The 17,718-nt window shown below is 42.8% G+C and carries 17 protein-coding genes and 2 tRNA genes; 4 read left to right on the top strand and 15 right to left on the bottom strand.

Annotated elements, in window-relative coordinates; genetic code table 11:
• Window positions 1-26 precede the first annotated feature (26 nt).
• Window positions 27-905, top strand: a complete 879-nt coding sequence (locus AC4JOV_RS04995; protein ID WP_229936242.1) for a DUF6997 domain-containing protein — start codon at window positions 27-29, stop codon at window positions 903-905.
• 96 nt (window positions 906-1,001) lie between these two features.
• On the opposite strand, the gene AC4JOV_RS05000 is transcribed toward AC4JOV_RS04995, so the two are convergent.
• The 9 genes from AC4JOV_RS05000 to AC4JOV_RS05040 form a co-directional block, all read right to left on the bottom strand.
• Window positions 1,002-1,634 carry a class I SAM-dependent methyltransferase gene (locus tag AC4JOV_RS05000; protein ID WP_229936241.1) on the bottom strand — a complete coding sequence of 211 codons (633 nt, stop codon included), beginning with the start codon at window positions 1,632-1,634 and terminating at the stop codon, window positions 1,002-1,004.
• A 293-nt stretch (window positions 1,635-1,927) separates the two neighbouring features.
• Window positions 1,928-2,215, bottom strand: a complete 288-nt coding sequence (locus AC4JOV_RS05005) for a hypothetical protein (RefSeq protein ID WP_229936240.1) — start codon at window positions 2,213-2,215, stop codon at window positions 1,928-1,930.
• Between the two features lie 23 nt (window positions 2,216-2,238).
• Window positions 2,239-2,841 (bottom strand): hypothetical protein, encoded by a 603-nt coding sequence (locus AC4JOV_RS05010; protein ID WP_229936239.1) that lies wholly within the window; start codon window positions 2,839-2,841, stop codon window positions 2,239-2,241.
• A 151-nt stretch (window positions 2,842-2,992) separates the two neighbouring features.
• Window positions 2,993-3,430: a hypothetical protein gene (locus tag AC4JOV_RS05015; RefSeq protein ID WP_229936238.1), complete on the bottom strand. Its 438-nt coding sequence runs from the start codon at window positions 3,428-3,430 to the stop codon at window positions 2,993-2,995.
• 237 nt (window positions 3,431-3,667) lie between these two features.
• Window positions 3,668-4,327 (bottom strand): hypothetical protein, encoded by a 660-nt coding sequence (locus AC4JOV_RS05020; RefSeq protein WP_229936237.1) that lies wholly within the window; start codon window positions 4,325-4,327, stop codon window positions 3,668-3,670.
• Between the two features lie 173 nt (window positions 4,328-4,500).
• Window positions 4,501-4,574 (bottom strand) — tRNA-Ile (locus AC4JOV_RS05025).
• Between the two features lie 27 nt (window positions 4,575-4,601).
• Complete coding sequence (locus AC4JOV_RS05030) at window positions 4,602-6,179, bottom strand: HipA domain-containing protein (RefSeq protein ID WP_229936236.1); 1,578 nt, start codon at window positions 6,177-6,179, stop codon at window positions 4,602-4,604.
• A 210-nt stretch (window positions 6,180-6,389) separates the two neighbouring features.
• Window positions 6,390-6,466, bottom strand: a tRNA-Ile gene (locus AC4JOV_RS05035).
• Window positions 6,467-6,470: 4 nt separating this feature from the next.
• Complete coding sequence (locus AC4JOV_RS05040) at window positions 6,471-7,610, bottom strand: FtsW/RodA/SpoVE family cell cycle protein (protein ID WP_229936235.1); 1,140 nt, start codon at window positions 7,608-7,610, stop codon at window positions 6,471-6,473.
• 51 nt (window positions 7,611-7,661) lie between these two features.
• Here AC4JOV_RS05040 and pgeF point away from each other — a divergent pair, with 51 nt between their 5' ends.
• Entirely contained in the window at window positions 7,662-8,423 is a 762-nt protein-coding gene (gene pgeF, locus AC4JOV_RS05045; protein WP_229936234.1) for a peptidoglycan editing factor PgeF, read from the top strand.
• Here the strand turns inward: pgeF and AC4JOV_RS05050 are convergent.
• Genes AC4JOV_RS05050 through AC4JOV_RS05060 form a run of 3 tightly spaced genes read right to left on the bottom strand, consistent with a single transcriptional unit; the run spans window position 8,413 to window position 11,284 of the window.
• Window positions 8,413-9,117, bottom strand: coding sequence for a TIGR02453 family protein (locus AC4JOV_RS05050; RefSeq protein WP_229936233.1), 705 nt, complete (start codon window positions 9,115-9,117; stop codon window positions 8,413-8,415). The two genes, pgeF and AC4JOV_RS05050, sit on opposite strands and share 11 nt — an antisense overlap.
• A complete protein-coding gene (locus tag AC4JOV_RS05055; protein WP_229936232.1) occupies window positions 9,117-10,337 on the bottom strand; it encodes a saccharopine dehydrogenase family protein in 1,221 nt (406 codons plus the stop codon). The genes AC4JOV_RS05050 and AC4JOV_RS05055 overlap by 1 nt, the downstream gene beginning before the upstream one ends.
• A 32-nt stretch (window positions 10,338-10,369) precedes the next feature.
• The gene (locus tag AC4JOV_RS05060; protein WP_229936231.1) at window positions 10,370-11,284 is read right to left on the bottom strand and encodes an AEC family transporter; all 915 of its coding nucleotides are present in this window, start codon (window positions 11,282-11,284) and stop codon (window positions 10,370-10,372) included.
• A 312-nt stretch (window positions 11,285-11,596) separates the two neighbouring features.
• Here AC4JOV_RS05060 and AC4JOV_RS05065 point away from each other — a divergent pair, with 312 nt between their 5' ends.
• The gene (locus tag AC4JOV_RS05065) at window positions 11,597-12,151 is read left to right on the top strand and encodes a DedA family protein (protein WP_229936230.1); all 555 of its coding nucleotides are present in this window, start codon (window positions 11,597-11,599) and stop codon (window positions 12,149-12,151) included.
• Between the two features lie 344 nt (window positions 12,152-12,495).
• Here AC4JOV_RS05065 and AC4JOV_RS05070 read toward each other — a convergent pair whose 3' ends face one another.
• The 3 genes from AC4JOV_RS05070 to speA all read right to left on the bottom strand — a co-directional run bounded on the left by AC4JOV_RS05070 (window position 12,496) and on the right by speA (window position 16,516).
• A complete protein-coding gene (locus tag AC4JOV_RS05070; protein WP_229936229.1) occupies window positions 12,496-13,665 on the bottom strand; it encodes a pyridoxal phosphate-dependent aminotransferase in 1,170 nt (389 codons plus the stop codon).
• 124 nt (window positions 13,666-13,789) lie between these two features.
• Window positions 13,790-14,491, bottom strand: coding sequence for a serine O-acetyltransferase (gene cysE / locus AC4JOV_RS05075; protein WP_229936228.1), 702 nt, complete (start codon window positions 14,489-14,491; stop codon window positions 13,790-13,792).
• Between the two features lie 159 nt (window positions 14,492-14,650).
• Entirely contained in the window at window positions 14,651-16,516 is a 1,866-nt protein-coding gene (speA, locus tag AC4JOV_RS05080) for a biosynthetic arginine decarboxylase (RefSeq protein ID WP_229936227.1), read from the bottom strand.
• 67 nt (window positions 16,517-16,583) lie between these two features.
• On the opposite strand from speA, the gene AC4JOV_RS05085 reads away from it, so the two are divergent.
• Window positions 16,584-17,687 (top strand): ABC transporter permease, encoded by a 1,104-nt coding sequence (locus AC4JOV_RS05085; protein WP_404820136.1) that lies wholly within the window; start codon window positions 16,584-16,586, stop codon window positions 17,685-17,687.
• The last annotated feature ends 31 nt before the right edge of the window (window positions 17,688-17,718 follow it).

Consider the following 17,718-nt stretch of genomic DNA (forward strand, 5'->3'; position numbering starts at 1 on the left):
AGAGATACAAAGAAAGGATATAGTTAATGGCACAGAAAGATTGGGAGGAAGTTCAAAAGATCATTGAGTTTGAATCACCGGGATTCTTTGAGGATTTTCTGGTATCGGGTCAGACTTTTTTACCTAATGATACTTTGCATAATCCCTTCAATACAAACCGTTCAAATTTCAGTGCTGCTGATCTTGGCAAGGGGAAACCCGGGCAATGGATACCTGTCTATTATCTCAAAGATATTCCTGAATATTTCCGAGAAAATAACATGGTGCCTGTGAGAGCAGGGCAGGCAGAATTCTTTTTTTATAAAGGCGATGTTTTTTTTGATCTGGATCGTACCGATTTTGACAAGATCGATACTGGCAAGATTGATCCTATAGAGAGTTATGTTCCTGCTACACTTAAGGCAAAGTTTCAGAGAAATGAAAATGCATACTTGAATAAAGCCATCGCACTTGGCTATATCAACCATTTTCTTGACGATAGCGGACTTTCTGTATTTGAGCATGAGATTCAAACGAGAAGCCATAAACGATTGCTTTATGGTCAGTTTGGGAAAATAAAAATAACCAATCCCTTACAGTTCAATACAAGTAAAGGAAGCAAATCTATCAATTCCGGATTTCAGTTTGAGATCGATCTTGTGCTTGAAAACCAAGATGAGATCATTATATTTGAAGCAAAAACAGGGGACAAACCTTTCAAAAACTTTTCTCTTCTACAACTCTACTACCCATTGATATATTTGCGCTCCATTATTGAAGAGGATAAACCAATAAGAACGGTTTTTATAGATATTACAACTACCGAAAACAAGGAAACGTATCGTCTACTTGAAATCTCTTTTAAGGATGATCTGTTTGATACTGTTGAAGTGGTTTCTGCAAGTGAATATAGAAAAATTTTTTAAAAAAGAGATGTATTGATTTGGCAAACTCTGTCTGCCTTTTGGGATAACCCAAGACTTGAGTAGTCGCAGCATGCTTCTGGATAGTAAAAATAGGTTTCATGATACTTCTTTATTGTATGTATAGACCTCTGTAACCCATGTGATATCTCTCTCATTGAGTCCATCACTGTTTGTATGGGATGCGGTGAGATGGCAGTTGTGTTTTTTGAAAAGATTTTGAAGTAGCTCTCTATCTATATCTTCAAAATACCGTTCACTCTTTTCGTCTCTTTGTGTGATGCTGTAGCTGAGTATAAGGGTACCACCGGGTTTTAAAAAACTGCAGAGAGATCTGATCGCATCTTCATAGGTGCTTTGGGGTAGGTGCATCCATACTGCGATGAGGAGAATCTCATCAAACGACCGTTTGAGATCACTTGGTAGTTCAAGGTTTGGTAATGCTGTAGTGAAGAAGTGGTTGGAGATATCCGGAAAACGTCTTTGTGCATGAGCGACAAACTTCTCTGACGGATCTGCTCCCCAGATATCAAAGCCGTTTTCTCTTAGAAAAGCCAGGTCTCTCCCGGAACCGAAACCGATGTCTAAGAGCTTTGAGCTTTTATCAAGATGATCAACGATAGTCCGATGCAGCGTAGACATATCTGCAGACTCATATGAAGCGATAAATCCATCTGCATTATTTTCATAGTGGTGAATCGTGGATGCAAGTTTCTCTTGTATGGCTTTCATAAATTTATTTTAGCATTAAAAACAATGATAGACCCCTTCCCCTTCCTTATCCTTACAATAGGATAAATTGTTAGAATGAATGGGGTGTGGGACTCACTCGTGCCAGCTCTCTTGAGATTGTGAAAGAACTACTGTTTTTATCACTGTCATCCTGAACTTGATTCAGGGTTTCATCGAGTAACATCAAAATTTAGGGGATTCTGAATCAAGTTCGGAATGACGAACACCTATTTTTGATGTTCTTTCACAATCTCTCTTTTGAGGTGGAATGCGAGGAATCAATATCAATTTTATTAAATAAAACTGATATCTTCTGCTTTGATAAGGTTCAAATCCTCTTCTTCCAATTTTTCATAGCTGTACAGAAAGCAGCAGGGTTTCTCTTTGATCTCTTTATGGACGTCCCAAAACCTCTCCATATCCTTTACGATATACACCCTCTGGGCGCGCAGAGATTTGAGGGGTAAACCGATCAGGCCGTGTGAGAGGGTAATGGTAATGAGCTCCATCATTTCACTGTTGACCGTGATGGGACCGTTTCCTTTTAGCAAGACGACTTTTGGGTGCTTTTTGGTTTGCATGGTACTCCTTTTAGGTGTGATCTTTACTTTTTAAATCCGGTCAGCTGCAACGTATGTTTGGTTGCACGTGCTACGATACTCTCTTCGGGGCGGAAAAGTGCAGCGGAGATCTTTTTGGCTGTGGTATAGAGTCCGTCAAAATCATGTGTCGGAAAACCGCTTTGAAAGACTATCTTATCCATAGAGAGAGAAGCCAAAGCCTCTGTATCGAAACGGTCGATGTTTCCAGCCCCCAGTGCGACAAAAAAGTTTTCAAGCGAATCGTAGGTATCTGTTGCATTCAGGATAATGCCTTCTTCTTTACGCTCTTTCAGGAGTGCAACTGTTTCATCATAGATGATCGATTCATCTATAAAGAGCGGTTTATCAAGCTGTGGAAGATCTTGCAGCTGTGAAGCTGACTGGATACGGTAACCGATACAGTTTGCATCGGTCTCATCTTTGAGGCTTAACGGTGCTGCATAAAAGAGCGCACTGTACTCTTCTGCATCCTCTTTTGCTTTTTCCAGTTCCTCTTCGTTTTTGGGCTGGAGAAAAAACATCTGGATCATCGTATCTTCAATGATCTCATCCAACTCCTCTAAAAAATCTTCTGTCGTATTTTCCACATTGACGTCTATCGTCATTCTTTTCCCTTGAAGCTAATTTACTGGTGATATGCAACTATTGTTCTGTGGAGGTGAATAACTGAGTCATCAACAATTGGATTCCCAATCGGGTCGGGAATGACGTGAGAGGAGAGGTATTGTTCGTTTTCTGGTTAATTTTGCCGGTTGATCATGCAGAAGCCAAAGAAGTATGGATATGGTTTGTGATGCTGTCTATGAGTTTATCTGAAAGTTTGCCTTTGTGTTTTATGAGTACAGCCAGTACATTCTTTTCTCCAAAAAATTCGATGAACTTGTCGATGATAAAGTCATTATACGCCCGTCTGAGCGTAGAGACAATGAAAATATCGCTTGGTACTGCTTTGGAAAGGTCATTGTTCCAGAAGATCGCTCTTGATACACCGGCATCGATAAGCTGCTTGGCTGTAACCGTTTTGGTGAAAGGCATATTTTTAAGCAGTACAAGTGCGTAGGCAGGAACTTTTCCCGATTTTTTCCATCCGGTTACGGTGTAGTAGGGGGGATTTTGGCATAGTCTGAAAAAGCTCTTTTGCTGATAACCCCTGGTATCGAGCATCAACTCAAAGAGTTCATGTTCTACCTTCATAGACGCCCCTATTTCTATATAGTTGTCATTTTAAGCAATTTTTGGATATTTCTCAAAATGACAAACATGTAACTTCTATCGTGATAAATAAATTATATCGAATAGTTTGATGGTGGGTCATCGGGTGACTCGAACGAAAATGTGAAATAGAAAAAGCCCTTAACATAAGGGCTTTGAAGCGATTTAAAAATTATTGTCAGTTTGTATGATTGACTTTATGATTTAACATTAGGATATTTATATATTTAGGATGTTTCCTCGGAACTCCTGGATACACTTATCAGATTTTTTTTGAAGCTCTTTTTTTAGCACTTTTGCTTGATCTGCTACTAATTGATCATATGATGGAGAATTCTCAGTTTGCTCTTCCGGTTCATTTTGACAGAATCCTTCAGCGATCATTCTCTTGTTTTTTACATCAATTAAACGTAATTTGGATGCATACATAACCTGATAATTATCCCAGTCTGTAGGAAAATATATAAAACTCCAATTGATAGTTCTAACATCTAAAATATAATCATTTTTATTATATTTATTTGCCAATTCATTGATATCATCTGATTCTTCTATGTTTGCAACAGAAGCAACTTTTATTGATCTTTTATTCTTTAGATCATTTGCAAGTTTTTCCCCGATATATCGTGCCGGATCCTCCACATCATTTTCTTTAACGATTCTGTTTCCGTCACCGATCATAGCAGCTGCACCAATTATACCAAATACTGCTTTTTCCGCTGTCATCGCTGAAAAGTCAGGCTTTTCACTCACAGTCGCAACAAGTGTCTTTCCTTTCATTTGCATAGCGGTGCTGTCTTTCATTTTCACATTTTTTTTACTTACACAACCAGTAAATAATACAGATAAAATGATCAAAAAATAGATCTTAAATTTCATGATTCTCCCCTTTTATTAATAAATCATTAGGTTGTTATTCTATTATGAATTGACTTTGTTTTATATAATGAAAATCATGAAATTTAGCACATAATAAATAGCAGGCAATATCTGTTCAATCTATTAAATGTAGTTTTTTATGAAAGTATGTATTAAGAGGATTTGTGGGTGGCGGGGTCCTCGGGGACTCGAACCCCGGACCACTTGGTTATGAGCCGAGTGCTCTAACCAGCTGAGCTAAAGACCCTTAGCTGATATATTTTGCAGTACAGTACTACGCTTTTTGGCATCCTAAAGGGCCTCCAGCCATCTCTAGTAGTGATAGCTCCTCTAATACTCCAAGCTTTTTAAGTGAAATGATTTTTTGATCATAAAGGTTCATCAGCCGTTTTGTTATCGATATGCAGCCCTTTCGTGTCTTTTGCATCTGTAGATTATATTGTTCCTCCAATTCTTGAATTCGTTCTATATACTCCGGCATCTTTTTTATATAGATCTCAGTCATATCTCTACTCTTTTTTTTGATATCTGCTTTTGTGAGCCCCAGGTATTTCCCCAACGTATAGAAGTCATCCATTTTCCAGTTAACAGGTTTCTTGGGTGGGTCTATAAAAGGAAGCCCAAGGTCATCACAATCACCTTTGTAAAAACCAACTGATATAACATCATACAGAGGTGTAAGAATAAACTTATTCTGACCAATATTAAGCGCACCTATATTTTTTAAATGTAGATCTGCATGTTTGATAAGATAACTATAATAATAGAATCTCAATGCTTCCATTTTTTCTTCTTTATTGGTTAATACTTCATTGATCTTCTTGAAGAGTATATCGCTCCCACTTTTATATTTATCCTTGCTGGTAACTCCTATTAGCTGAGCAAAGTCCATTTGGTCATACTTATACGTATCATACCTGTCGTAGCGTTTAGCAACATAATGAAAATCTTTGTCCGCTTTAATAATCCCTGTATAGGGGACATTAAAGGCAAGTTCATTCTTCGCAAAGCTCATAAAGAGATGCTCGTTGAGCGCAATATATGGATAGTATTGTTTTTCGGTACCATCCTTATTTCCAAAGTAGTCTGTGAGGTGTTTGTTTCTTGGCTTTAGCAAATAATGCGCATCTTTTGACTCTCTAAGAATATGGTTCTTCCAATCTATATCAATATCAATTTTTGTTTGATAACCACTAAGATTGGAATGCTCTGTATTTCCAACTGAGTCGAGAATCGCATCCTCGATATCTACCGTCAGTTCCAATACATTAGGAAAGCCATTTTCCCCAAGGATAGCTTGTTTCACTACCATCCAATTAGGCCTGTTGCCATAATCACTTTTATATTTATAGAGTTCCTCTTTAGATATAAAGTCGAAAGCACCATGTGCATTGTTCAATTCCGGAAGTATTTCCGCAATATCATTTTTACCAAAGAGCAGCTTCTCCCTTCTTTCATTTTCGGGGATGAGATTCTCGAAAACAGTAAAGAGTGAAAACCAAGTACTGATTTCATCTTTTTTTAATCCAGGAAGCTCTGGACCAGTGTATTTTTTATTGTATATAAAACGGTACTCCCCATTCCCGTATTCTAACTCTCCCGTAAGCTTTCCATTATAGAAGACAACCAAAACATTCTGTGGTAGATCTATGCCATACACCCTTGTATAATAACGGTCTCTTGTAGATCCATGTGCCTGTAACATCCCTTTTTTAACCAGATTTGGAAGTATACGCTGAATCGTTCTTTTAGGAATGCCGGTGATCTCTTCTACCTCTCTTACCTTCAGTTCTATGTGCTTTTCAAAGGCGTGTAATATAGATTCTTCATTCTGTGTCAACTTTGCGTCCATTTACAATCCCTTCTATTTGTGCCATTCATGCCAAATAGTTTATATTTATTTTTATTTAATTTTAGCATAAATTACGCCATTCACGCCAATTTGTATAATTTAATATTTTTTTAAGATTTATTTTATGTGAAGAGTACTGAAATATATAACAGGTAAAACGACGGATAAAAAATATATGGAATCTCTATGGTTTTAGGGGAAATAAATAGGTGGTGGGTCCTCGGGGACTCGAACCCCGGACCACTCGGTTATGAGCCGAGTGCTCTAACCAGCTGAGCTAAAGACCCTTGGTTAGTGAAAATCTTTGCGTTGCATTGTGATTTTCGAGTCAGAATTATAGCGACTGTAGTCTTTAAATGCAATTAAGTTTTGAAGGATTCCGAAAATTACTGCAAAAATGATAAATGAGGTCCCTCCATGGCTGAACATCGGGAGCGGAAGTCCCACGACAGGGGCGAGTCCGATGATCATATAGATGTTTACTCCCATATAGACAAAAAAGAGAAATGCCAGTCCGGATGCAAAGGTCCTGATGAGGTAATCCTTGGCGTATTTGGCCGAGATATAGAGCAGGTTGAAGATGAGGAGGATATAGAGACCGATCACAGCCATCATCCCTTTGAAGCCGAATCTCTCTCCCAGATAGGCAAAGATAAAGTCCGTAGAGGCTACAGGCAGAAAGTCAAGCTGGGTCTGGGTCGCTTCATCTTTGGATTTCCCTTCGATCCCGCCTGAACCGATCGCAATAAGTGCCTGTCTTACCTGGTAGCTGGGTTTGTTGAGTGCATCCTGGATACGCTTCTTCTGATAGTCTTTTAGTCCATATTCATAGGCGACAGGTGCACTGAAACCGGCGATGATAAAGATCGTGAACCAGATCTTCCAGTTGATCCCCACGACAAAGAGTACACCATAACCGGTGATCAGCAGTACCAGTGCCGTCCCCAGATCAGGTTCTTTGGCGATGAGGAGGAAGGGGATAATGATCACGATAGAGAGCAGGATAAACTTCAACAGTCCGTACCCCTTCTCCGGCGGAGGGGTTTTGTGGATAAGGTAGGCCAGTGTCATGATCACCGATACTTTCATAAACTCTGAGGGCTGTATGGTGATACCGATCCCCGGGATCTCTATCCAGCGTGTAGCACCCAGGATGGACTTCCCGACAAACTCGACTGCCAGAAGCAATCCGAGGTTCCCGACATAGAAGAGGGGGACAAACCACCATAGTATCTGGCGCCATGGGAAAAATAGCGATACAAAAAATGCTATCCCACCAATGGCATAGTAGACCATCTGTTTGGTGAAGAGGTAGGGGTTGATCTCATTGACCAGGTAAGAGGAGATCACAAGAAGGGGAATCAGCTGGAGGATTAAAAGATAGTTAAAGTGTTTAAAGATACGTTTGTCAAAGTCAAACCAATGCTCCATCCTGCGCCTTCATTTTTTGGGTATTATATCAAAAAAAGTGTGAGGCGCACGATGGCTGAATTTTACCGCTCGAAGTTATTGGGGAAATTTGAAGGATGTATACATGCAGTAACAACCAAAGATAGCAGACTGAGCTGTCACGGATCCTTGGCACTGCATACCGGAGAGCCCGAAAAAGAGATCATCTCAAACAGGAAAGCGGTGGCAGAAAGTCTGGGAATAGATCAGGATTTCCATTTTATCGTGGCCCAGCAGACCCACAGTGACCATATTAAGATCATAGAGAAGCAAGGAAGCAGAGGGTGGCACGCGATCGAAGATGCGGTAGAGAACTGCGATGCGTTGATCACAGCCCAAAAGGGGGTCGTGCTTACGATCCTGACCGCTGATTGTGTCCCGGTGCTGCTTTTTGACACTCAAAAAGAGGTCGTGGCTGCAGTACATGCAGGGTGGAGAGGTACCGAGGCAAACATCACTGGAAAAACGGTAGAGAAGATGATCGAGAGTTTCGGCTCGGACCCCAAAGATATCGTCGCTTTCGTTGCACCCTCTATCGGAAGATGCTGCTATGAGGTAGGGGAGGATGTGGCTCAGCACTTCAGGGATCAAGAGAGCTTTGATAAGGCAGGGGAGAAGTACATGCTTGATCTGCCGCTGATCAACCAAAAGCAGCTTCTGAAAGCAGGCCTAACTCTTGAAAATATAGATTTAAGCGGCGTCTGTACCTCATGTGAGGTGGAGAGGTACTTCTCCTATAGAAAAGAGCAGGGGTGCAGCGGCAGGTTTATGAGTATGATCGCACTTACGCGTTAGATGCATAGAGCGTCAGTTCATAGACCCACTGCTGCAGCGGAAGCAGATCTTCATAGACCTTGAAGTTTCTCTCGATGATCTTCTCGGAGTGGAAGGTCTTGTCCGGTTTGAAGCGCTTCAAGGCAACCATCGAACGGTATCTTGTCAGGTAGCCAAAAGAGGGTTCCGTGTCAAACTCTGCAGGCAGCCGTTTGTATTCGGGCTCCGGGACCTCGTAGCCTTTGGTCTTCAGCGCTTCGAGGATCGTGTGCAGGGATTCGCGGTTGGCATCACGCTTGATATATTCGCGGTAGGCATGAAGCAGCGGCGGTTTGAAGTTGCGTATCCCTGCGGCTACCAGCACCTCATAGGGGTCGTAGTGCATATAGAAGCTGCTGCTCTGCATACGGTGACCGCCGCCCTGCCACATAATGATACCGATACGCTCCTTGATCGGATCATCCAGGTGAAAACGTGCATCGCGGTAGATGCGGAAAAGTGATTTGTTTACTTTGGGGATGGCATGGATAGAGGGGACAAGTATCTGCAGATGCTCGCCCATCTCCTCTACGTAGGCTTTGTTCGGCTCGACGATGTAGCGTTCATACTCTGACTTGTGTGCGTCCAGCCACTCTTTGGAGTTGTTGAGAATGATCTTCTCAAGAAATGTGATACCCTCTTTGGGAAATCCCGAAAAGGCAGGAGAGTCGGACATCAGCCGTCAACCCTGCAGTCTTCGTGTGCTTCGAGCTCCAGGACCTGCCACGGAAGCCCCTGCATCATCATCTCTTGCATAAACGGATCCGGGTCCATCTCTTCCATGTTGAAGACACCCGTTCCCTGCCATACGCCTTCCAGCATCAGTTTCGCACCGATCATTGCCGGAACACCTGTCGTGTAGCTTACACCCTGGCTCATTACTTCGGCATAACACTCCTCATGATCTTTGACCTGGTAGATATAGATCGTCTGGGGTTTCCCGTCTTTGATCCCTTTGGCAAAGATACCGATATTGGTCTTCCCTTTGGTACGCGGACCAAGGCTTGCCGGATCGGGAAGGAGTGTCTTGAGGAACTCGATAGGGATGATCTTCTCTCCTTTGTGCTCCACAGGTTCGATACCGAGCATACCGACATTTTCAAGTACTTCCATATGTTTGAGGTAGCTCTCGCCGAATGTCATAAAGAACCGGATACGCTTCAATCCCTTGATGTGCTTCACCAAAGACTCCATCTCTTCATGGTAAAGGAGGTAGCTGTCTTTCGGTCCGACTTCAGGATAGTCCCATACCTGCTTGATCTCCATCGGATCGGTCTCGATCCATTTCCCTTCTTCCCAGTATCTCCCCTTCGCACTCACTTCACGGAGATTGATCTCAGGGTTGAAGTTTGTCGCGAACGGGTAACCATGATCTCCCGCGTTACAGTCAAGGATATCGATCGTATGGATCTCGTCAAAGTAGTGCTTTTGCGCATAGGCACAGAAGACATTGGTCGCACCCGGGTCAAATCCGCTTCCAAGCAGCCCCATGATATCCGCTTTTTTAAACTGCTCATCTCTTGCCCACTGCTCTTTGTACTCGAACTTCGCCTCATCAGGGTGCTCGTAGTTTGCCGTATCAAGATAGTCGACCCCACACTGTGAACATGCATCCATGATCGTTAGGTCCTGGTACGGCAGCGCCACGTTGATCACGATATCCGCATCTGTTTTCATGATCAGCTCAACCAGTTCAGGTACGCTGTCCGCATCGACTTTTGCTGTTGCGATCTCTACGCCTGTTTTTGCCTTGACATTGGCTGCGATCTCATCGCATTTACTGAGTGTACGGCTGGCAAGTGTGATATTGCCGAAAGTATCGGCATTCATCGCACATTTGAATGCAACAACATTTCCGACACCGCCAGCACCGATAATAAGGGTATTTGTAGACATGGAAAACTCCTAAGATTAAGTATGTAATTTTATCACAAATAGAAGCGATTTAGGATGTAACTTAGTACAAAAAGCACAGGAATAAAGAGCAGGGTGCTAAGGAGGATCAGTGAAGTGATATCTTTGGGACGGCAGTCATAAAGCGAGGAGAGGTTGAGATTGGCGACGGCCAGGGGTACCATCATCTCCATAAAGAGTACGCCTTGAACAAAAAGCGGCAGGTCGGTCAGGCTCAGTATCAGTGCGGTAGCTGCCGGTATGATGAGGAATTTGAGGCTGAGTACACTGCTCATCAGATAGGGATGAAGCTCTCTGATACGTACGGTTTCAAGAAATGTACCCAGCAGAAAGAGTTGAAGCACGATCCCTGCATAGGCGCCCATTTTCAAAAATTCAAGCATGGAGTCAGTCATGGTGATATCCGAGAGGTTCAGTATGATCGCAACAGCTGCGGCAGGGATGATAGGGATCTTCACGATATTAAAAAGCGATGCTTTGATACTGAATGAACCGCGGGAATAGACATATACCCCCAGGGTATAGACGACAAGTACATTGGCGATGTTGATCAACGTGGTGTAGATCACACTCTCCTGGCCCATCAGTGCGATACCCAGAGGGATACCTATATTCCCCGTATTGCCCACAAAACCGGCTATCGAAAAGATCGCACGCTCTTTGGGATCACGAAATAGTATCCTGCCAACCCACAGCATCGGTACCAGCAGCAGGAGGATGATGCCCAGGTAGACCAGTGAGACATAGAAGTGTTCAACCTCCAGCTTTGCAGTACTGAATCCCCATACCGTGACGAAAGGCTGCAGGAAATAGACCGACATGATGGTGAGTGTTCTCGTGTCGACCTGCTCTTTATAGATGGCTTTGGCCAGATAGCCAAGGACGATAAACAGATAGATAAAAAGGAAGCTAAGGAGTGTTTCAATCATGGGTGAGATTATAACATTAACAAATTTTAGGTATGATTTTACTATAAAAAACTTAGCTGATTTTCATTATTTGAAGATGATATAGAAGAAGTTTAAAATTTAACATAGTCATTCCATACTTTTAAGATAGAAATTATGTAGGCTTTTCTACTACTTTTTTTCTCAAAGAGAGTGGTGACTTTGTCACCGTGATACTTCACTAAGAGAAAAAGTAGGCGCCCGAAGGAAGTACCCTTGGGGTGCAAAAAATCGTCACTTCACAAGTGTGCGGACGATGCTTTGTGACAAAAGAAATAATATTAAGGTTATTGAATGGATTTTTCTTCTTTGGAGACGTGGGGTTACCTCGCAGTGGCATTTTTTGCATTCGGGGGATCATTGTTTATCGTGGCAGCTGCCGGGGTTTTCTCCTTTATGGGGCATATGGATATAACGATAGCGTTGATGATCGCTGCAACTTCCAACTTCCTGGGAGATAATTTTCTTTTTTATCTCGGTAAATATCAGAAAAAACAGATACAGCCCTATCTTGCCAAGCACAAACGTAAAATTGCACTTGCTACGCTCATTATGCGGAAGTACGGAGTATTGGCTATCTTCATACAAAAGTTCATCTATGGCGTAAAAACACTGGTTCCTATCTCCATGGCACTTACAAAATATGACTTCAAAAAGTTTATCTTTTTTAACATATTTGCTTCGATCGTATTCGTATTGACGATAGGTCTGAGTGCCTACTATGCGAGTGAATCGATCATCTCACTTTTCGGATATATACAGGAAAATCCATGGATTGCTCCGATCATACTCTTTACGATCGTTGGTCTTATCTGGTTCACTTTGGAGAATATGACAAAGAAAAAATAGCGTTTAGTGCTGAGCATTCAGCGTTCAGAGATTGCGTTGATCGGGTCCGAAACTTTGTTTTGAAAATCCATAACGTATTTTGTCCGTTATTCATAACTATGATTTTGAAGGTAAGTCGTTGAGTGCTGAGGGTTCAGTGTTCAGGATGAATAATATTTTATTTAAAGTGCGGAAACTGTTTGAAGTAGATGGAATTGTGTCGGGGTGAGGGCACCCCGACCTACGGCAAGATATATCTTTAAGCGTTGGTTAAGGGGAAAAGCGTCAGCGTTTTAAACGCTAAACGCTAAACGCTAAACGCTAAACGCTAAACGCTAAACGCTAAACGCTAAACGCTAAACGCTCTATTGGCGTTTGTTCTCTACGAACTTTTTGATACGGCTGATACCTTCACGGATCGTTTCGATATCTGTAGCAAATGAGAATCTGAAGTATCCCTCTGCACCAAACCCGATACCCGGTACTACCGCTACACCCGTCTCCTGAAGCAGCTCTTTACAGAACGCGATAGAGTCGTTTGAGATCTCTTTTGTGTTGACAAAGAGATAGAAAGCACCGTCAGGCTTGAGTACGCTCAGCCCATCGATCTCGTTGAAGAGTTTCACCGCTTCAATGGCTCTTGCATCAAATGCCTGTCTCATCTCTTCGATATCTGTATCTACTTCGCCGTCAAGTGCAACGATAGCGGCTTTTTGTGTGATAGAGTTGATATTTGATGTACTTTGGCTCTGGAGCTTGTTCATTGCAGAGATAAGCGCTTTGTTGGGTGTCGCAAGGTATCCAAAACGCCATCCTGTCATGGCAACAGATTTGCTTAGACCGTTGATCGTTACTGTTCTTTGGAACATATCCTCTGAGATACTTGCCGTGGCTACAAAGTCGATACCGTAAACAAGCTTCTCATACATCTCATCGCTTGCGACGATGATCTCTGTCCCTTTGAGTACCTCTGCAAGAGACTCAAGCTCGGCTTTTGAGTATACCGAACCGGTAGGGTTTGACGGCGTGGTCAGGATAATCATCTTTGTCTTTGGCGTGATCGCTGCGTTGAGCTGCTCGGCAGTGATCTTGAATCCGCCTTTTTCATCTGTCTCGATAAATACCGGTGTCCCCTCTGAATATTTTACAAGTTCAGGATAGGTTACCCAGTAAGGTGCAGGAATGATCACTTCATCACCGGCGTTAAGTGTCGCCTGGAAGAGGTTGAAAAGTGACTGTTTTGCTCCATTGCTTACGATAATATCTGATGGTGCATAATCGAGGTTGTTCTCTCTTTTGAGCTTATTGGCTACTGCCTGTAGTACTTCAGGGATACCCGGCACTGCGGTGTACTGTGTAAAACCTTCATTGATAGCTTTGATAGCTTCATCTTTGATCTTTTGCGGTGTACCGAAATCCGGTTCACCTGCTGAAAATGAGAGGATGTCTTTCCCCTCTGCTTTAAGATCTCTTGCAAGTGAAGAGATAGCGATGGTCAATGACGGTGATAGTGTCTGTATGCGATCTGATAGCATTATAACCCTTGTAAATGATAAAAATTAAAAATCCAACAATTATATCAAAAAGGAGAGCAAAAATATTTTAAGAAGAGGTGAGGATACAGGATATATGAGTTTTATTTATCCTGTATGTGTAGGATCAATCCATACTATGGATAAAATTGTCGTAATTTATTTCAAGATCATGGTCTTTTTTCTTGATATCTTTGCTTTCACCGCTTTCAACTGCATCTTCAAGGATCTCAATACGTTTGAGAAGGTACTCAAAGATCTCTTTATTGACATCGGGGATCGCACTATGGTTCAGTTTGGTTGTAGTCTTATCACACTGTAGTACACGTGCCGGGATACCTACAGCAGTGGCTCCTGCGGGAACATTTTTAATGACAACGGAGTTTGCACCGATCTTTGCCTCCTCCCCTATGTTGATATTTCCCAAGACTTTTGCCCCGGCACCGATCACTACATTATTTCCGATCGTCGGGTGACGTTTCCCTTTATCAAGGCTGACTCCCCCCAGCGTGACCTGCTGATAGATCACCACGTCATCTCCGATGATCGCAGTCTCTCCGATCACGACACCTACGCCATGATCGATAAAGACCCTGCGGCCTACCTGTGCGGCCGGATGGATATCCACAGTAGTAAGAAACTGTCCGATGGCTGAGATGAATCGCGGCAGAAAACGCAGTCCCATTTTATAGAGCGAATGTGCAAAACGGTGAAAAAAGAGTGCCCAGAGCCCGGGGTAGTTAAAAAAGAGTTCAAAGGTTGAGTGCAGGGCAGGGTCATTCTCTTTGACATTTTTAAAATCTTCTTTGATCAAGCTAAATGGGTTCACAGTCTCTCCTATATCATCTTATAAAGATTCTCAAATGCTCTTTTATGCTTTATCCAGCGCTCTTCAGCGCGTAGTATTCAAGTAAGTTAATAGCATAATTCAAGATGCAATTTTGATTCTATTGTCTCTATAAAATCATTCTATGTATCATCAGCGATATCAGATCAACTCCTCAATCGCTTGTATCGTCTTAAGATAGCTATTTTCACTTAAATGTAGGTAAAGTTTTCCCAAAAGTTCACGCTTTTCTTCAAGAGTGAGTGTTTCTGAAAGCTCAATGTGCTGTTTGAGGGTTCTGTCGATCAGATTGGTATCATAGTCCATATCATCAAGTACGTCGAGCAGGTTTTGCGCTTCTATCAGACCGTCTATCGTATAGTGTCCTGTTTCGTCAAACTCTATCACACACTCTGTCGGATGGGTAAAGAGGTTGTGTTTCATTCCCAGCACCTCCTGGTAGGCACCGGTAAGAAAGAAGCCCAAAAAGTACTCTTCTTCATCCAGGTCGATGTCATGAAGATAGAGCGGATAGTCACGGTTGAACTCTATTTCACCGTCACTGTCACAGGTGATATCCCAGATACTTGCAGGGTTGGTCGGTTTTTTACTCAGGTGTGTGAGCGGCATCACCGGAAACTCCTGTTCCAAGCCCCAGAAGTCAGGAAGCGACTGAAACATGGAGAAGTTTACCAGGTACTTCTCCTGGATACGGTCCTGGAGCTGCTTGAGTTCATCGGTATCTTCGCTTTTGAGCAGGGCAATTGCTTTTTTTACGATCAGGTTTACCAGTGTCTCTGTGTTGGAGCGGTCTTCCAGGTCGATATATCCAAGATCAAAGAGTGTCAGCAGACTCTCCATATGGTCAAGGGCATCATGAAGATACTCTCTTGCGTTGGTACGGGAAAGGGCATTATAAAGGTCATGCAGCTCCTGGATCAACGGCGGGTTGACGGGTTTGAGTCTCAGGCACTTCTCGTGATACTCCTGGCTGAAAAGTTCGAGCACAGGTGCGACCAGAACAGAGTGTGATGCAGCGACATAACGTCCGGATTCGGTAAAGATATCCGGTTGGGGTACCTCTTTGTTCTTGGCAATCTCCTGCATCAGGTAGATGACATCGTTTGCAAACTCACTCAGTGAGTAGTTACGCTCTTTATCATGGGCATGCTGGGAGTACTCTACCGCAAGCCCGCCACCGATATTGATCGCACTGAGGTTATCTGCACCGCGCTTTTTCAGTTCCGCATAGATATTCCCTGCTTCACGTAAGGCCTTTTTGAGCGGAGCGATATCTCCCATCTGTGAGCCGATATGAAAATGGATCATCCAGAGGTGCTCAAGCAGGTTGTGCTTTTTGAGCAGTTCATAGGCCTCGATCAATTCAGTCGAGGTCAGTCCGAACTTTGAGTTGTACCCGCCGCTCTTTGCCCAGATACCGATCCCTGAACTGTGCAGACGGATACGTACACCGATATTTGGAAGTACCGGTGTTTCGCACTCTGCATTGAACTCTCTGTTCACCTGGATAATGCTCTCAAGTTCATCAAGCCCTTCTATCGTAATGGTGATATTGTGCCCCATCTTGGCTGCAATAAAACACATAGAGATCATCTCTTTATCTTTAAAGCCGTTGATCGTGATCGGCGCACCCAGAGGGGTTTTGCTCATCGCGATGACCAGTTCCGCTTTACTCCCGGCTTCCAGGCCGTAGTTGTACTCTTTGGAGACATCCATCAATGCATTGACGAAGTTGGGAAACTGATTGACCTTGAGCGGGAAAACCGCATTGAAACTTCCCTGGTAATCAAAGGTCTTTCTTGCCGAGTTGAAGGTCTCAAAAAGTGTAGAGATCTGTTTCTTTATAAGGTGAGGGAAACGCAGAAGCAGAGGTCCTTTGTACCCTTTATTGCGTATCTCGTTCGTGATCTCATAGAGTGAGGGTTCAACCCCGTAGTTGATGTTGATCGTATCATCTTTAATGATAAAATTGTGATCACCCCAAATATCCAAACCAAAGTTTTTCATAATCTACTCGCTTAAATATAATGTTTATTATATCTAAACTTAATCGAATCTTACCTATAATTGAAGTATGGTGAATCAATATATTAGCGTTGAAAAAGATCAGAATCGACTTATGCTTAAGGCAAAAGGAGAATGGACACTGGCAAGTGTACCTGAGATAGAACGTCAACTGGAAGAGATCGGTTATGAACTGCCGGTAACCTGGGATGTCTCTGAAGTAAGTGAGTTTGACTCAGCCGGTATACTGCTCTTTACAGAATATTACAAAACGTTTTTGGCACATACCTCTGTAGAGGTAGTCGGTTATACGGAAAACCAGAAAGAGATGTATGATCTCCTCAAAGAGGACCATGTTGTCATCGAACTTCCCAAAGAAGATAATCTCTTTGAGGCATTGGGAAAAAGTACTGTAAAGTTTTTCCAGGATGTCAAAGAGTTCATCGAATTCTTCGGACATGTGTTTTATACACTTTTCCTCACACTGAAAAATCCCAAAGATCTGCGTATCAAGGAGATCGTCTATCATATACATAAATCGGGGTTCAATGCATTGGTGATCATCGCCTTGACCTCTTTCCTGGTAGGTATGGTCATTGCCTATCAGGGGGCCGTGCAGTTAGCAAAATTCGGGGCGGATATCTTCATCGTAGATACGGTAGCGATCTCCATTACCCGTGAACTCGGGCCTATGATCACGGCGATCGTGATTGCCGGGAGGAGCGGCTCCTCCTATACTGCCGAGATCGGTGCGATGAAGATCACCGAAGAGATTGCCGCGATGAGAACAATGGGGTTTGATCCTTATGCATTTTTGGTATTGCCCCGTATTATTGCCATGATGATCGCATTGCCTCTCCTGATCTTTTTTTCCGATATCGTTGGTATCTTCGGAGGGATGGTCGCTTCGGAGATGCAGCTTGGTATTTCAATGACGCTGTTTATTGACCGTCTTTATGAAGTGCTGGAGGTAAAACATTATATCCTGGGAATGATCAAGGGACCTGTATTTGCCTTTCTTATCGCTTCTGTCGGGGCTTTCAGAGGATTTCAGGTATCGCACAATACGGAAAGTATCGGACTGCATACCACATCGTCGGTAGTTAACGGGATTTTTCTTGTGATCGCCTTTGATGCACTCTTTTCAGTCATCTATACGGAGCTTGGCCTATGAGAAAAGTGATAAGCGTTAAAATACAATGCAA

Source organism: Sulfurovum sp. MH2-6 (genome assembly GCF_058374785.1).

What these genes read in the sequence shown, in the direction of transcription:
- AC4JOV_RS05030 (WP_229936236.1), bottom strand. Translation starts at nt 6,179, where the DNA reads ATGGACGCAAAGTTGACACAGAATGAAGAATCTATATTACACGCCTTT.
- AC4JOV_RS05015 (WP_229936238.1), bottom strand. Translation starts at nt 3,430, where the DNA reads ATGAAGGTAGAACATGAACTCTTTGAGTTGATGCTCGATACCAGGGGT.
- AC4JOV_RS05055 (WP_229936232.1), bottom strand. Translation starts at nt 10,337, where the DNA reads ATGTCTACAAATACCCTTATTATCGGTGCTGGCGGTGTCGGAAATGTT.
- AC4JOV_RS05085 (WP_404820136.1), top strand. Translation starts at nt 16,584, where the DNA reads ATGGTGAATCAATATATTAGCGTTGAAAAAGATCAGAATCGACTTATG.
- AC4JOV_RS05050 (WP_229936233.1), bottom strand. Translation starts at nt 9,117, where the DNA reads ATGTCCGACTCTCCTGCCTTTTCGGGATTTCCCAAAGAGGGTATCACA.
- pgeF (WP_229936234.1), top strand. Translation starts at nt 7,662, where the DNA reads ATGGCTGAATTTTACCGCTCGAAGTTATTGGGGAAATTTGAAGGATGT.
- AC4JOV_RS04995 (WP_229936242.1), top strand. Translation starts at nt 27, where the DNA reads ATGGCACAGAAAGATTGGGAGGAAGTTCAAAAGATCATTGAGTTTGAA.
- AC4JOV_RS05040 (WP_229936235.1), bottom strand. Translation starts at nt 7,610, where the DNA reads ATGGAGCATTGGTTTGACTTTGACAAACGTATCTTTAAACACTTTAAC.
- AC4JOV_RS05000 (WP_229936241.1), bottom strand. Translation starts at nt 1,634, where the DNA reads ATGAAAGCCATACAAGAGAAACTTGCATCCACGATTCACCACTATGAA.
- AC4JOV_RS05060 (WP_229936231.1), bottom strand. Translation starts at nt 11,284, where the DNA reads ATGATTGAAACACTCCTTAGCTTCCTTTTTATCTATCTGTTTATCGTC.
- AC4JOV_RS05005 (WP_229936240.1), bottom strand. Translation starts at nt 2,215, where the DNA reads ATGCAAACCAAAAAGCACCCAAAAGTCGTCTTGCTAAAAGGAAACGGT.
- AC4JOV_RS05020 (WP_229936237.1), bottom strand. Translation starts at nt 4,327, where the DNA reads ATGAAATTTAAGATCTATTTTTTGATCATTTTATCTGTATTATTTACT.
- speA (WP_229936227.1), bottom strand. Translation starts at nt 16,516, where the DNA reads ATGAAAAACTTTGGTTTGGATATTTGGGGTGATCACAATTTTATCATT.
- AC4JOV_RS05070 (WP_229936229.1), bottom strand. Translation starts at nt 13,665, where the DNA reads ATGCTATCAGATCGCATACAGACACTATCACCGTCATTGACCATCGCT.
- AC4JOV_RS05065 (WP_229936230.1), top strand. Translation starts at nt 11,597, where the DNA reads ATGGATTTTTCTTCTTTGGAGACGTGGGGTTACCTCGCAGTGGCATTT.
- AC4JOV_RS05010 (WP_229936239.1), bottom strand. Translation starts at nt 2,841, where the DNA reads ATGACGATAGACGTCAATGTGGAAAATACGACAGAAGATTTTTTAGAG.